At 58.5% G+C, this 13739-nt stretch carries 13 protein-coding genes; 12 read left to right on the plus strand and 1 reads right to left on the minus strand.

Going from position 1 to position 13739, the window contains the following annotated elements:
- Positions 1-96: 96 nt before the first annotated feature.
- Positions 97-1248, minus strand: a complete 1152-nt coding sequence (locus ACUZ9P_RS09025) for an HD-GYP domain-containing protein (RefSeq protein ID WP_449249450.1) — start codon at positions 1246-1248, stop codon at positions 97-99.
- A 515-nt stretch (positions 1249-1763) separates the two neighbouring features.
- Between ACUZ9P_RS09025 and ACUZ9P_RS09030 the strand changes: the two genes are divergently transcribed.
- The 12 genes from ACUZ9P_RS09030 to ACUZ9P_RS09085 all read left to right on the plus strand — a co-directional run bounded on the left by ACUZ9P_RS09030 (position 1764) and on the right by ACUZ9P_RS09085 (position 13634).
- Complete coding sequence (locus ACUZ9P_RS09030) at positions 1764-3881, plus strand: molybdopterin-dependent oxidoreductase (RefSeq protein WP_449249451.1); 2118 nt, start codon at positions 1764-1766, stop codon at positions 3879-3881.
- 92 nt (positions 3882-3973) lie between these two features.
- Complete coding sequence (locus ACUZ9P_RS09035) at positions 3974-4480, plus strand: 4Fe-4S dicluster domain-containing protein (RefSeq protein WP_209817768.1); 507 nt, start codon at positions 3974-3976, stop codon at positions 4478-4480.
- A 164-nt stretch (positions 4481-4644) separates the two neighbouring features.
- Complete coding sequence (locus ACUZ9P_RS09040; RefSeq protein ID WP_209817766.1) at positions 4645-5019, plus strand: NADH-quinone oxidoreductase subunit A; 375 nt, start codon at positions 4645-4647, stop codon at positions 5017-5019.
- Entirely contained in the window at positions 5007-5549 is a 543-nt protein-coding gene (locus ACUZ9P_RS09045) for an NADH-quinone oxidoreductase subunit B (RefSeq protein ID WP_449249452.1), read from the plus strand. The genes ACUZ9P_RS09040 and ACUZ9P_RS09045 overlap by 13 nt, the downstream gene beginning before the upstream one ends.
- Positions 5531-6091, plus strand: a complete 561-nt coding sequence (locus tag ACUZ9P_RS09050; RefSeq protein ID WP_449249453.1) for an NADH-quinone oxidoreductase subunit C — start codon at positions 5531-5533, stop codon at positions 6089-6091. The genes ACUZ9P_RS09045 and ACUZ9P_RS09050 overlap by 19 nt, the downstream gene beginning before the upstream one ends.
- Complete coding sequence (nuoD, locus tag ACUZ9P_RS09055) at positions 6084-7394, plus strand: NADH dehydrogenase (quinone) subunit D (protein ID WP_449249454.1); 1311 nt, start codon at positions 6084-6086, stop codon at positions 7392-7394. Before ACUZ9P_RS09050 ends, nuoD begins: the two co-directional genes overlap by 8 nt.
- A gap of 78 nt (positions 7395-7472) precedes the next feature.
- Positions 7473-8441, plus strand: coding sequence for an NADH-quinone oxidoreductase subunit NuoH (gene nuoH / locus ACUZ9P_RS09060; protein ID WP_298993125.1), 969 nt, complete (start codon positions 7473-7475; stop codon positions 8439-8441).
- 14 nt (positions 8442-8455) lie between these two features.
- Complete coding sequence (gene nuoI / locus ACUZ9P_RS09065; RefSeq protein ID WP_449249455.1) at positions 8456-9139, plus strand: NADH-quinone oxidoreductase subunit NuoI; 684 nt, start codon at positions 8456-8458, stop codon at positions 9137-9139.
- Between the two features lie 165 nt (positions 9140-9304).
- Positions 9305-9892, plus strand: coding sequence for an NADH-quinone oxidoreductase subunit J family protein (locus ACUZ9P_RS09070; protein ID WP_449249456.1), 588 nt, complete (start codon positions 9305-9307; stop codon positions 9890-9892).
- A complete protein-coding gene (gene nuoK, locus ACUZ9P_RS09075) occupies positions 9889-10191 on the plus strand; it encodes an NADH-quinone oxidoreductase subunit NuoK (protein ID WP_022658373.1) in 303 nt (100 codons plus the stop codon). The genes ACUZ9P_RS09070 and nuoK overlap by 4 nt, the downstream gene beginning before the upstream one ends.
- A gap of 2 nt (positions 10192-10193) precedes the next feature.
- The gene (gene nuoL / locus ACUZ9P_RS09080) at positions 10194-12122 is read left to right on the plus strand and encodes an NADH-quinone oxidoreductase subunit L (RefSeq protein WP_449249457.1); all 1929 of its coding nucleotides are present in this window, start codon (positions 10194-10196) and stop codon (positions 12120-12122) included.
- 18 nt (positions 12123-12140) lie between these two features.
- A complete protein-coding gene (locus tag ACUZ9P_RS09085; protein WP_449249458.1) occupies positions 12141-13634 on the plus strand; it encodes an NADH-quinone oxidoreductase subunit M in 1494 nt (497 codons plus the stop codon).
- Positions 13635-13739: the final 105 nt, after the last annotated feature.

A 13739-nucleotide genomic window follows, 5' to 3' on the forward strand; every position in this document is an offset into this window, starting at 1 on the left:
TTTCTTTTTCCTCTTTCCTTTTTCTCTTCTTCATTTTCCCGTTTCCTGCCTGCTCCGCCTGCAAGCTGACTACCCCCCCGTCCGCTCTCATTCCTCTCATTCCGTTATGCCCAAAAGGCGCGGGATATCCCAGTCTTCCGTCTCTTTGAATGAAAGCGCGCGGCTCACGCAAATCTTGCTTGCCGCCGACAGGTCAAGCCTGTCTTCCATGTAGGCTACCCCTCTGGATTTTCTGACAATGATCACAGTTGGCCGGGTTGGAAAATCGGGGTTGCTGCTGCTTATGAGACCCATGCGCCCATCTGAAAGCTTGACCGCCGTTCCTAGCGGGAAGACCCCCACCATCCTTATGAAAGAATCCGCAAAGCCGCGCGGCCATGCCGTTCCGTTCATTTTGTACATGATTGCCAGCGCATGACTGGGGCAAAGGGCCTCTTTATATACGCGCCTGGATGAAAGCGCGTCATACACATCGCAGATAGAGATGATACGTCCAAAAAGGCCGATGGCAGAGCCTTTGAGTCCGTAAGGATACCCCAGGCCATCGTACATTTCGTGGTGCTGGGCTGCGCCCACCAGAATTTCTGGTGCGATATTGGGTATCTTGCGCAAAGCGTCATAGCCGAGCAGCACGTGCGAACGCATAACGGCAAATTCTGGCGGGGAAAGCGTGCGCGGCGCATTGAGGATTTCTCCCGGCACTAGGGCCTTGCCGTAATCATGAAACAGCCCGGCCATACCGGCAAGTTGCTGCTGCTGATCCGTGAGGCCCAGATGCCGGGCGAAGGCAACGGCGAAAATGGCCACGTTGACGCTGTGTCTGTAGGTGTATTCGTCACGCCCTTTCAGGTTGGCGAGTGTCAGCATGGCGTTGGCATTACGCTTGAGGGCAAGGATGATGGATTTAACGCAGGGCTCCGCCCCTGCAATGTCGGCACTGCCGCACACGCCGGAAGTCATGGTGGCTTTTACATGAGCGTAAGCGGCAGCGTGCGCTCTTTGCGCCTGCGCAAGATGGCGTGAAAACACGCGCGGTAGCCCGCAGCTTGGTTCGTAGGCGGGAACGGCGCTCTCCGGATCGTGAATTACTTCGGTAAAGCCTTGCTGGATGATCCCGTCAATTTCTGCCTGATCGGCCACAAGACCCTCGCGCATGTAGAGCAGCGGGGCATTGATCCAGGAAATGCCCGGATTGAGCACGTACATTCCCGGCTTCAGGTTGGCTATAGGTATCCGTTCCGCAGGCATGCTGGTGGATCCTTTGGCAGGCATTTGCGTTGATTTTCACTACAATAATATAACACTTCAAAATTTTAGGAGTAAAGGGATAAAACGCGCCGTTTTTGCAACTGACTGATTGGATTGTTCAAAATTTCTTTTCGCGCCAATTCTCAATTTGATTGGTAGTACCGCACCAATGTGAAATTAATATTTTATCACTCTTGTATAAAAAATGTGATTTCCAATAGATTGAAATTATAAATAAAAAAAATTGAGTATGCACTCAAGTTATAAAAACTACAATTAAATTAGGGTTTAAAGAAAGTGTGTGAAAACAGGAACCTGGCTGGAAATTAAAAAAAAACTGTGCTAGCGACAATGCTTCCTAATTAAATTACCAGACAAGATTAGTACAGTTGCGGTGGCTTGGAAATGTTTGCAACGGCACAACTGAAGAATTTTTCACTTCAGGCTGATTGCTGGATTGGCGCGACGTGCCGCAGACAGATGGCAATATCCCTTACTCGCACGAGAGAAGCACTATGGGCAGTATGCAGTTGGTTCAGAGTGTATGCGGAATGTGCACCGCAAGGTGTCCAATTTCTGTAGAAATAAAAGATGGTGCCGTGGGTATGATTTACGGCAATCCGCACAGTCCCCTCAAGGGTGCCTTGTGCGCGCGCGGCGTGGCCGGCAAGGCCCTTGAGCGCGAGTCGGAGTGCCCGCAGAGCCCGCTTATTCGCGTGGGTGAGCGGGGCGAGGGCAAGTGGAAAAAGGTTTCGTGGGAAGAAGCCTTTGACTATGTTGCGCAAAAAATTGCCGCAGTGCAGCAGCAACACGGCAGGGAATCCGTGCTGTGGTCTGACCGCGACGGCCCCTTTACCGACCTGTACCGCGCCTTCATGCGCGGCATAGGTTCGCCCAACGTCTGTACGCACAGCACCTCGTGCGACCTCAATACCCACCACGCCTGCAAGGCCGTCATGGGCCTCGGGCGCGGCATGGCCGTCAACGATTTTGCCAACTGCAAGCACATCGTGCTGCAAACGCGCAACATTTTTGAAGCTATCAACCTTGGCGAGGCCAGAACCGTCATGCAGGCCCTGCGCAAAGGCTGCAAGCTGACGGTCATTGACATCCGCCACAACGTTTCGGCCTCCAAGGCCAATGATTTTCTGCTTGTCCGCCCCGGTACGGACTATGCCTTCAATCTGGGCATCATCAACACGCTTATTACCCGCAAGCTCTACAACAAGGATTATGTGGACGCCCACACCACGGGTTTTGCCGAACTGGCCGAATTTGTGGCTCCTTATACGGCGGAATGGGCAGCAGAGCAGTGTCAGGTCGATGCGCAGGCCATTGTGCGCCTTGCGCAAGCGCTTGCCGCTGCGGCTCCCCATGTGATCTGGCATCCCGGTTGGATGACCTCGCGGTATGGGGATTCTTTTCAGGTTGCACGCACGGCTCTGGTCATTACGGCCCTGCTGGGCGGCGTGGGCGTCAAGGGCGGCATAGTGCCGGGCTGTACCCCCAAGGAATGCGACAAGGCCGGGCTCAAGAAGTTTACGGATCTTTTCCCCGCGCCCAAGGGCTTGCGCGCTGATGGCCTTGGCGTTGACAACAAGGCATTCGACCCCGGTAAGGGCTTGCTGCACAAGGCTTTTGAAGCCATCAGCAATTCTCCGCAGGGGGCAGCTCCGGTCAAGGCTTACATGTGCTGGCGGCACGACCCCTTGCAGGGCTATCCCGATCCCGATGCGCTGCGCAAACGCTTTGACGGCCTTGACCTGCTTGTGAGCGTCACGTTCTCCTGGTCAGACACCGCCTGGTATTCAGATGTGGTGCTGCCGCTTTCCACCTACCTTTCACGCGAGAGCATCATTGCCACCAAGAACGGCCTCAAACCGCAGTTCTTTGTGCGCAACCGCGTCATCCCGCCGCGCTACGACACCAAGGCCGACTGGGAAATCATCGGCGGTCTGGCAAAGCGCCTCGGGCTTGATCCTCTGGTTTTTGAAAGCGCGGAGGACGTGTGGCGTTTTCAGCTTGAAGGGACAGGCCTCACCAGCGCGGACTTTACCGAAAAGGGCTTTGTTTCGCTTACCAGCGAGCCTCTGTATGTAGATCTGGCAAGTTATTCCTTCCCCACTGCCTCGGGCAAGGTTGAGCTGACCAGCGAGGGCTACGGCAAGGGCTGCGGCGAAAATATGCTCCCCCCCTACACGCCGCCCGTTGCGCCGCCCGAGGGGGCCTACCGCATTACCTTTGGGCGCGTGGCCGTGCATACCCAGGGCCATACCATCAATAATCCTCTGCTGCTTGAGCAGGTTCCTGAAAATACGGTGTGGATCAACAGCAAAAAGGCCAAGGCCGCTGGCATCAACCCTGGCGACAGGGTGCGCGTGCGTGATGCTGCGGGCAATGCCATGGGCGAGGCCGGGGTCAAGATCACCTCTGCCATCCATCCTGAGGCCATCTTTGTGGTGCATGGCTTTGGCCACGATCTGCCTTGCGAAAGCCGGGCTTTTCACAAGGGAATCTCTGACAGCAAGTGCCTGCGCGGCGGCTTGGGCATGCAGGATATGGGCGGCGGCGGTCTTGCCATGCAGGAGCATTTTGTCACGCTGGAGAAGGTGGCCGGTTCCGGGGCTGCCTAGGCGGACTTTGCCTAGGATATTGTCAAAGGCATGGCCTGATACTGCAAAGAAATTTACGGGAACAACCCACCGAGCCGCGTGGGAGGATGGTTATGAGCAAATATATTGTCATGCACAATTCGGCGGATTGCATAGGCTGCAAGGCCTGCGAGGTTCAGTGCCGCAGCCTGCACAACGGCGGGCCGGGGGCTTTTTTCTGCCGTGTTCTTTCCGTGGAGCAGACCGAACCCAAGCCCGCGCTGGGTTTTGTGTACACCTCGTGCTTTCACTGTGAAAATCCCTGGTGCGTCAAGGCCTGCCCTACAGGGGCCATGCGCCGCAGGGACGATGGCATTGTCTATGTGGAAACCTCGGCCTGCGTGGGCTGCAAAGCCTGCATTACCGCCTGCCCCTGGGCCGCGCCCCAGTGGAACGCCCAGACCGGCAAGGTGGATAAGTGCGACCTGTGCCGCGACCGCATTGATCAGGGCCTCAAGCCTGCCTGCGTAACGACCTGCGCCATGAGCTGTCTGCAATTCTCCACGCCGGATGCGGCCAGTCAGGAAAAGCGGCAGGAATTTGCCGAGCAGTTGCAGCGCAACAGGCCTGTTGTCCGCTAGAAAGTGTTTTTGTTCACTGCCGTGTCCGACAGGGCTTGCGGCAGAATGTTCAGGTTGATTGGCGGCGGCTCCAACAGGAGACGCCGGTGACGGAGTAGGGTCGTGCGATTGTTCGGCCCTGTCCGCCCGGAATATGACGAAGACATTCAACAAGGTGGCTTTTTATGGTGCCTACGGTTGCCGGAGAAGAGTATCTTGCCATTCTGCTGCTGCTTGTTATTGCGCTGCTTTTTGGCGTGCTTACGTTGTTTTTCGGGCGGTTTTTCCGCATGCGTCGGCCCTACCGCGAAAAGCTCATGCCCTATGAGTGCGGCAACGAGCCAACCGCCGAGCCACGCACGCGTTTTTCCATCAAATTTTATTACGTTGCCATTCTTTTTGTCATCATCGATGTGGAAGCCATCTTCCTCTACACCTGGGCAGTGGAGTTTGTGCGTCTGGGCAGCCTTGGGCTGGCGGAAATGCTGACCTTCATGACCCTGCTGGTGCTGGCCTATGCCTATGCCTGGAAAAAGGGGGCCTTTGAATGGGTGAAGTAGGAACTCGCGCCGCCGCGCATGGCGACCAGCCGCTTGTGGTGCACAAGGACGGCCTGCGGTTTTTCCCCGGCGCCAACGCCGTGCTTGGGCCGCTCAACGCCCTGGTCAACTGGGGCCGTTGCGGCTCCATCTGGCCAGTGACCTTTGGCCTTGCCTGCTGCGCCATCGAAATGATGGCTACAGGCGCGTCAACGCACGATCTTGACCGCTTTGGCATCATCTTTCGCGCCAGCCCCCGACAGGCAGACTGCATGGTGGTGGCCGGAACCCTGAGCAAAAAAATGGCCCCGGTGCTGCGCAGGGTTTATGACCAGATGCCCGAGCCGCGCTATGTGCTCGCCATGGGCAGTTGCGCTTGCAGCGGCGGGCTTTTCCAGTCGTATGCCGTAACGCAGGGCGTGGATCAGATTATTCCGGTGGACGTCTATGTTCCGGGCTGCCCCCCGAGGCCGGAAGCGCTTTTTGACGGCTTTATCAAGTTGCAGGAGAAAATTAACAAGGAGCAATTTCGATGGAGTCCCTGGAGATAGCGCGTCTGCTGCGTGAGGCTTTTCCGCAGGAAGTGCTCGACATACAGGAGTTTCGTGGGCAGACGGCAGTGCTGCTGCGCCACTGTCGCATCCTTGATGTGCTGGTCTACGTCAGGGAGCATTTTGACATGATGCACCTACGCTCGCTTTGCGGGGTGGACAACAGCCGCCGCAAGCAGGAGGGCCTTGGCGCGTTTGAGGTCGTCTACAACCTGTATTCCGTGAATCAGCGCAGTGCGTTGCGGTTGCGCGCCCAACTGGACGATCCCGATGCGGGCATTGATTCCGCCGTGCCCTTGTGGCCTGTGGCCAACTGGCTTGAGCGCGAAGTCTTTGACCTCATGGGCATACACTTCAAGGGGCACCCTGACCTTCGCCGCATCCTGTTGCCTGATGACTGGCAGGGTCACCCCCTGCGCAAGGCCTATCCTGTGCGCATCCCCTCGCGCGGTGTACCTGAATGGTCTGGCCTGACCGAATTGCGCGAACACGCCAGGGCGGCGGACGCCCTGAGCTGGCAGGGGGGAGAAAAGCATGAGTGAAATCCGCAAGCAGAGCCTTGAATGCCCTGTGCGTCACGGTCAGCCTGTGGGGCGTCAGAACGTGCAGGAACTGCTGGGCAGGGAACTGCCAGAAAACGCTGACGACTTTGACTGCTTTGACGAAAGCGACGAGGACCGCACCAGCCTGCGCCTCGGGCCGCAACATCCCGCCACGCACGGCGTGCTGCGCCTCGACCTTGAGCTTGAGGGCGAAACCATTTTGAGCTGCGACCCGCAGGTGGGTTATCTGCACCGTGGCTTTGAAAAAATGGCCGAAACCTTCACCTACGCGCAGGCCCTCACCCTCACCGACCGGCTGGACTACATCGCCGCCATGTCCAACAACACGGGCTACTGCCTTGCGGTGGAAAAGCTGCTGGGCGTGCAGGCTCCGCTGCGGGCGCGTTACATCCGCACCATTGCCTGCGAGATGTCGCGCCTGTGTTCGCATCTGCTCTGGCTTGCCACCCACGCGCTGGATATCGGGGCCATGACCGTCTTTCTGTACTGCTTCCGCGAACGCGAAATGCTGCTGGATCTTTTTGAAGACCTCTGCGGCGCGCGCCTCACCCTGACGTATCCGCGCATCGGCGGGGTGCGGCAGGACGTGACAGGGCGCTTCATGGACGGCTTGCAGGATTTTCTCAATATCTTCCCCAAGCGCATACTTGAGTACGAAACCCTGCTCGATACCAACCGTATCTGGTTGCAGCGCACGGTGGGCGTGGGCGTGCTGAACGGCAAGGAAGCCCTGGCCCTAGGCCTCACCGGGGCCTGCCTGCGCGGCTCGGGCGTGGATTACGATGTGCGCAAGCACGAACCCTACGATGCCTATGATCTGGTGGATTTTGAAGTGCCGCTGGGCAGCGATGGCGATATTTACGCCCGCTACCGCTGCCGCATGGAAGAAATGCGCCAGTCTGTGCGCATTCTGCAGCAGTGCGTGGATCAGCTCCCCCCCGGCGCGACCCTTGCGGCAGACGCCCCCGACCTGCTCATGCCCTACAGGGCGTGGCGCAGCGAGGCTGAAACAGCGCTTTTTGGCGGCAGTCTGCGGCAGGTCATGCACGACAATAATATCTACATGCCCGGCGATGTGTACGTAGCCACCGAGGCTCCCAAGGGCGAGCTTGGCTTCTACTTTGTGAGCGACGGCAGCAGCAGGCCTTACCGCATGCACGTGCGCGGGCCGTCGTTTATCCATATCGGCGCGCTGGCAAGCATTGCCCCGGGCGGGCTTATTGCCGACCTTATCGCCAATATCGGCAGCATGGACGTGGTGCTGGGAGAATCTGACCGGTAAACCAAGGGGCAGACTGCAAGGCCGATGGCTGCGCAGGGCAACCGGGTTTACGGCTACAACCAATCTGGCAGGGAAACCATGAATGTTCTGGTAATTGTACTGCAACTTCTTGTGCTTCTGGTGGTCGTGCTGCTGCATGTGGCCTATGCCACATACTTTGAGCGCAAGGTCATCGGCCATATGCAGATGCGCATGGGCCCCACCCGCGTGGGCTGGCTTGGGCTGCTGCAACCCATTGCGGACGGCATCAAGAGCTTTTTCAAGGAAGACATCATCCCCTCCGCGGCAGACAAGCCCATTTTCATGCTTGCTCCCATCATTTGTCTGGTGCCTGCCTTTGCCTCGCTGGCGATCCTGCCGTGGGCCGAGGGATGGGCCTTGTCCAACATCAATATCGGCCTGCTTTTTGTGTTCGCCATGAGTTCCCTTGGCGGCTACGGGGTTGTGCTGGCGGGTTGGGCCTCAAACTCCAAGTTCAGCTTTCTTGGCGGGTTGCGGGCCTCGGCGCAGGTAATCAGTTATGAAATCGCCATGGGCCTCAGCCTTGTGGGCGTGATGCTGCTCTCCGGTTCGCTCAATCTGGGCGACATTGTGGCCGCGCAGGGCGATTCGTTTTTTGGCATGTTCGCCTTCCGCCAGTGCATCGGCTTTTTTATCTTTTGCGTTGCCATGCTGGCGGAAACCAACCGCGTGCCCTTTGACCTGCCCGAGGCGGAAAGCGAGCTTGTTTCCGGCTATTGCACGGAATACAGCGGCATGCGCTACGCCCTGTTTTTCATGGCCGAATACACGTCCATGTTTGTGATGGCCACGGTGGGCGTGGTCTGCTTTCTGGGCGGCTGGCGCGGCCCGGTGGAAGTGGACTTTTTCCCGCCGTTCTGGCTGGTGCTCAAGGTGTATGGCGTCATGTTTTTCTTTTTCTGGGTGCGGGCCACGCTGCCGCGTTACCGCTACGACCAGCTCATGGCCCTTGGCTGGAAGGTGCTTATCCCCCTGGCGCTCTTCAATATTGTGATTACGGCTCTGGGCAAGGCCCTAGCCTCTTGATGAGGAGAGCAGACATGCAGATTCAGTACAAAGCGCCCCGCAACTGGCTGCAAACCCTGTTGCAGACAGAAATAGCCCAGGGCATGGCCCTGACTTTGCGGCGCATGTTCAACCGCCCCATCACGCGGCAGTACCCGGAAGAAAAACCCGTAGTCGCCGCGGGTTTTCGAGGGCGTCACGCCCTGGTGCGCGATGCCGCAACCGGCGAGAGCCGTTGCGTGGCCTGTATGCGCTGCGCGCGGGTATGTCCCTCGCACTGCATACGCATTCGCTGGAGCCGCGCCGCGGATAACAGCCGTGTGGTGGAAGCCTATAATATCGATGCCCTGCGCTGCATTTTTTGCGGATACTGCGCAGAGGTTTGCCCGGTGAACGCCATTGTGCTGACGGAAGTCTATGCTTACGCGGCCAACGGACGTTCAGCCTTCAAGTTTGACAAGCAGGCCCTGCTGGACAACTGGGACGACTTTGCGGCGCAGAAGGGCGACATGAAAGGCTATGCGAACCCCCTGTGCCGCCCCCGCAATATGCCCGAAGGCGCGCTTGCCCATGCCAAACGGGTAGCGGTGGATGCGGAATGGAGCGGAGCGGAGCAGTGGGTGGGCAAGAATCACCGCGCTGCGCATGCGCAAGGCGCAGAGCCGACCCCGAGCGCGCCCGGCCATGGTCAGACGAATCAGGACGGTGCTGCGCAATGATCTGCCAAAAACCTGTGTTGATCTGCGGCAATGCCCGTACGTTGCAGGCCTCCTTGCCCGTAGCGGAAAAGGTATGCACGGCAGGACGGGCGGTGAGCGTGGATGACAGGCCTCCTTGCGGAGGCATCCCGGAACAGAGCGCAAGTCCACTGCGGAGGTGGAACGGTGTTTGGTGAAATATTTTTTCTATACTGCGCCTTTGTCATAACCGTGTGCGGCGTGCTGGCTATCAGCCTGCGCAATCCCATTCACTGCGTGTTGCTGGTGCTGCTGCTGTTCTTCCACATGGCGGCGGTCTACCTGACCTTGCAGGCCGAATTTCTGGCAGCCATACAGATCATCGTCTATGCCGGGGCCATCTTGGTCATGTACCTTTTTGTGCTCTTTCTGGTGAACCTGCAACGCGAGTTGCGGCTGCCTGCCCTGACCCCAAAACCCATTGTGGGCTATGCGCTGGCTGCTGCCCTGTGCGGCGGCATGCTCTGGGGCGTGGCTGGCTTTGTACCGGGCGGCAAGGGCCAATGGCCCCTTGAAGCCCTGCGCGAGGTCACGCACACCAAGGCCTTGAGCCGTGAGCTGTTCACCAACCATTTTCTTTCGCTGGAAATTGCGGGCGTTCTGCTGCTGGTGGCTCTGGTGGCTGCCCTGACCCTTGCGCGCAGGCAGCCGGTGTGCACACCCGCCCCGGCGCAGGCCCAAGACAATGCCTGCCCTTGCGCGAGCGGCAACAAAGACCAAGGAGGCGCGGCGTGATTCCCCTTTCCTGGTACATGGCGCTGGCAGCAGTGCTTTTCTGCATAGGTGTGGCCGGGTTTCTGACGCGCCGCAACATCATTGTGATGCTGCTCTCGCTTGAATTGATGCTCAACGGCGTCAACCTCAATCTGGTGGCCATGAGCTATTTCATGGACGCTCTGCGCGGGCAGGCTTTTACCATTTTCATCATCACCGTTGCCGCCTGCGAGGCCGCAGTGGGGCTTGGCATTGTCATCTGTCTGTTCCGTAGCCACAAAAGCGTGCGCAACGAAGACATAACAACGATGCGGGGGTAAACATGCCAATATACTTGCTGCTTATTCCTCTGTGCCCGTTGCTGGCCTTTGTGCTCACCCTGATCTGCGGCCGCCAATGGGGCGAGCGCGCCCACTGGCTGCCCATTGCGGCCATTGGCATCTCCCTTGTCTGCTCCTTGCTTGCCCTGCGGGATGTGCTGGCGGGCAATATCGTCAATGCCGATGTGCATACATGGATAGCCTCCGGCAACCTGCGCGTGACCTTTGGCTTTCTGGTGGACCAGCTCACGGCGGTCATGCTGGTCGTGGTTACCAGTGTCAGTAGCCTGGTGCACATTTATTCCGTGGGCTACATGCGGGGCGAAAAGGGCTATTACCGCTTTTTCGCCTATCTTGGCCTGTTTTCCTTTTCCATGCTCATGCTGGTCATGGGCAACAACTTTTTGCAGCTCTTTTTTGGCTGGGAGGCTGTGGGGCTTTCGTCCTATCTGCTCATCGGCTTTTATTATGAAAAGGATTCCGCTTCGGACGCGGGCAAAAAGGCCTTTATCGTCAACAGGTTTGGCGACTTTGGCTTCCTGCTCGGGCTGTTCTGCATCTTCACCATTTTTGGCAGCCTGCACTATGCGGATGTGTTGCCCCAGGCTGGAATGCTTGAGGGCATGACCTTTACCCTGTGCGGCTATACGGTCAGCGCGCCCACGCTTGTCTGCCTGCTGCTGTTCTGCGGCGCGGTGGGCAAGTCGGCTCAGTTGCCCCTGCATGTGTGGCTGCCCGACGCCATGGAAGGCCCAACCCCGGTGAGCGCGCTTATCCACGCGGCCACCATGGTGACGGCGGGCGTGTTTATGCTGGCGCGCTGCAATGCCCTGTTTGCGCTGTCGTCCACGGCCTTGGCCGTCATCACCGTGGTGGGCGCGGTCACAACGCTCTTTGCCGCCACCATCGCGCTCACGCAGACCGACATCAAGAGGGTGGTGGCCTATTCGACCATCAGCCAGCTGGCCTACATGTTCATTGCCTGCGGCGTGGGAGCCTACGGCGCTGGCGTATTCCACCTGTTTACCCATGCCTTTTTCAAAGCCTTGCTCTTCCTCGGTTGCGGCTCGGTAATTCTGGGCATGCACCACGAGCAGGACATGCGCTCCATGGGCGGGCTTGGTAGGTACATGCCCATTACCAGCGCCACCTTTTTGTTGGCCTCGCTCTCCATTGCCGGTGTGCCGGGGCTGGCTGGCTTTTTCAGCAAGGACGAAATTCTGCTCATGGCCTTCAACGCGGGCACGCTTACGGGCTATCTGGCCTGGGGCGTGGGCGTGCTGGTGGCCTTTATGACGGCTTTTTACTCCTTCCGTCTGTATTTCAGCGTGTTTACGGGCCAGTTTCGGGGGACGGAGCACCAGCGCGAGCATCTGCACGAATCGCCGCGCGTGGTCATTGTTCCCTTGCTGGTACTGGCCGTGGGGGCTGTGACCGCGGGCTGGCTGGGCATTCCGCATGTTCTGGGCGGCTCCAACCACTGGGCGGAGTTTCTCGCTCCGGTGACGGGGCACCCGCACGTGCATGTATCCGGCGCGGTGGAGCTTGGGCTGATGGCTGTTTCCGTAGCTGCTGGCTTTGCGGGCATCGGCCTGGCCTGGCTCATGTATTGCCGCAGGCCGGAACTGCCGGGCAAGGTGGCGGGGGCTTTCAGCGGCCTGTACCGACTGTTTTCGCGCAAGTACTGGGTGGACGAAATCTATGTGGCCTGTCTTGTGCGGCCCACGCTGTGGCTGGCGGATAACCTGTTGCTGGGCGTGGTGGACACGCGCGGTATTGAAGGCGTGGTCAACGGTGTGCCGCGCGCCATCGGCAGACTGTCCACAAGCCTGCGCAGGCTTCAGGACGGGCAGGTGGCGCATTATCTGACATGGCTGGCCGGGGGCGCGGCAGCGCTCCTGCTGGTATTGCAACTGGGCTTTTTTTCCTAACAACGGCGGGGAGATCGCATGTCTGTACCTGTTCTTTCCTTGCTCATCTTTGTGCCTCTGGCGGGTGGGCTTTCCCTGCTGGCTGTTGCGCGCCGCAACGAAGAAACCATCAAGCTGGGCGCGCTTGCCGTATGCCTGCTTGAGCTGTGCCTGAGCTTTGTGGCCTTGGGCCGCTTTGATAAAAGCCTGTGGCAGATGCAACTGGTGGAAAACTGCGCGTGGATTGAGAGCCTGAACATCAATTACACTCTGGGCGTGGACGGCATAAGCGTGTTGTTTCTGCCGCTGACGGCCCTCATAACCCTGATGGGCGTGGCGGTGTCGTACAAAAGCATCAAGGTCAAGGCCAAGGAATTTTTCATCAGCCTGCTGCTGCTTGAAAGCGCCATGGTGGGCGTGTTTTGCGCCACTGACCTCATGCTGTTTTACATTTTCTGGGAAGCCATGCTCATTCCCATGTTCCTGCTCATTGGCGTGTGGGGCGGGCCGCGCCGCATTTACGCCACGGTGAAGTTCTTTCTGTACACCCTGCTGGGCAGTTTGCTGATGCTGCTGGGCATCATCCTGCTCTACCTCAAGGGCGGGCATACCTTCGACATCATGGCGCTGGCGCGCAACGACTTTGACCCCCGGCTGCAACTGCTGCTGTTCTGGGCCTTTTTTGCCGCTTTTGCGGTCAAGGTGCCCATGTGGCCCGTGCACACGTGGCTGCCAGACGCGCATACCGAAGCGCCCACGGCGGCCTCGGTCATTCTGGCTGGCGTGCTGATCAAAATGGGGGCATACGGTTTTTTGCGCTTCTCGCTGCCGCTGTTTCCCTATGCCGCATGGGTGCTGCTCAAGCCCATGCTGGTGCTTTCCGTCATCGCCATCGTGTACGGAGCGCTGGTCTGCCTTGCGCAGACGGACGTTAAGCGGCTCATCGCCTACAGTTCCGTCAGCCATATGGGCTTTGTGACTCTGGGGCTTTTTGCGCTGACCCAAAAGGGCGTGGAAGGTTCCATTTTGCAGATGATCAACCACGGCATAGTGACGGGCGCGCTCTTTCTGGGCGTGGGCATGCTCTATGACCGCACCCACACGCGTGAGATCAAGGTCTACGGCGGGTTGGCCTCGGTCATGCCCTTACTGGCGGCCTTTTTCATGGTCTTTACCCTTGCGGCTGTCGGCTTGCCCGGCACCAACGGTTTTGTGGGCGAATTCCTGATTCTGCTCGGCGGCTTTGAACGCGCGCCCTGGGCCGCGGTGGTGGCGTCTTCGGGCCTGATATTGGGCGCGTGGTATATGCTCTGGCTGTATCAGCGCGTGTTTTTCCGTCAGGTGTCTGAAACCGTGCGCGGCCTGGTCGGGGAAAAACTTGACGGGCGCGAGATAGCCATTTTGCTGACCATGAGCCTGCTTATTGTGGGCATCGGCATCTTCCCCAACGCGCTGCTGGAATACATGCACGTAACGGTGGAACATCTGGTGGCAGATACCCAGCAGGCCTTTGCGGTTTTTGCTGCAAACTAGAGCATTTCAACTTTGAAAAGGTTAAATGCTCTACCGCTGCACGAGAGTGCAGCGCGCCACAACGTGGCGTGGATTCTGCCGAAAATCGCATTTTTCGGCAGAATG

It is taken from the genome of Desulfovibrio intestinivivus, assembly GCF_053570665.1.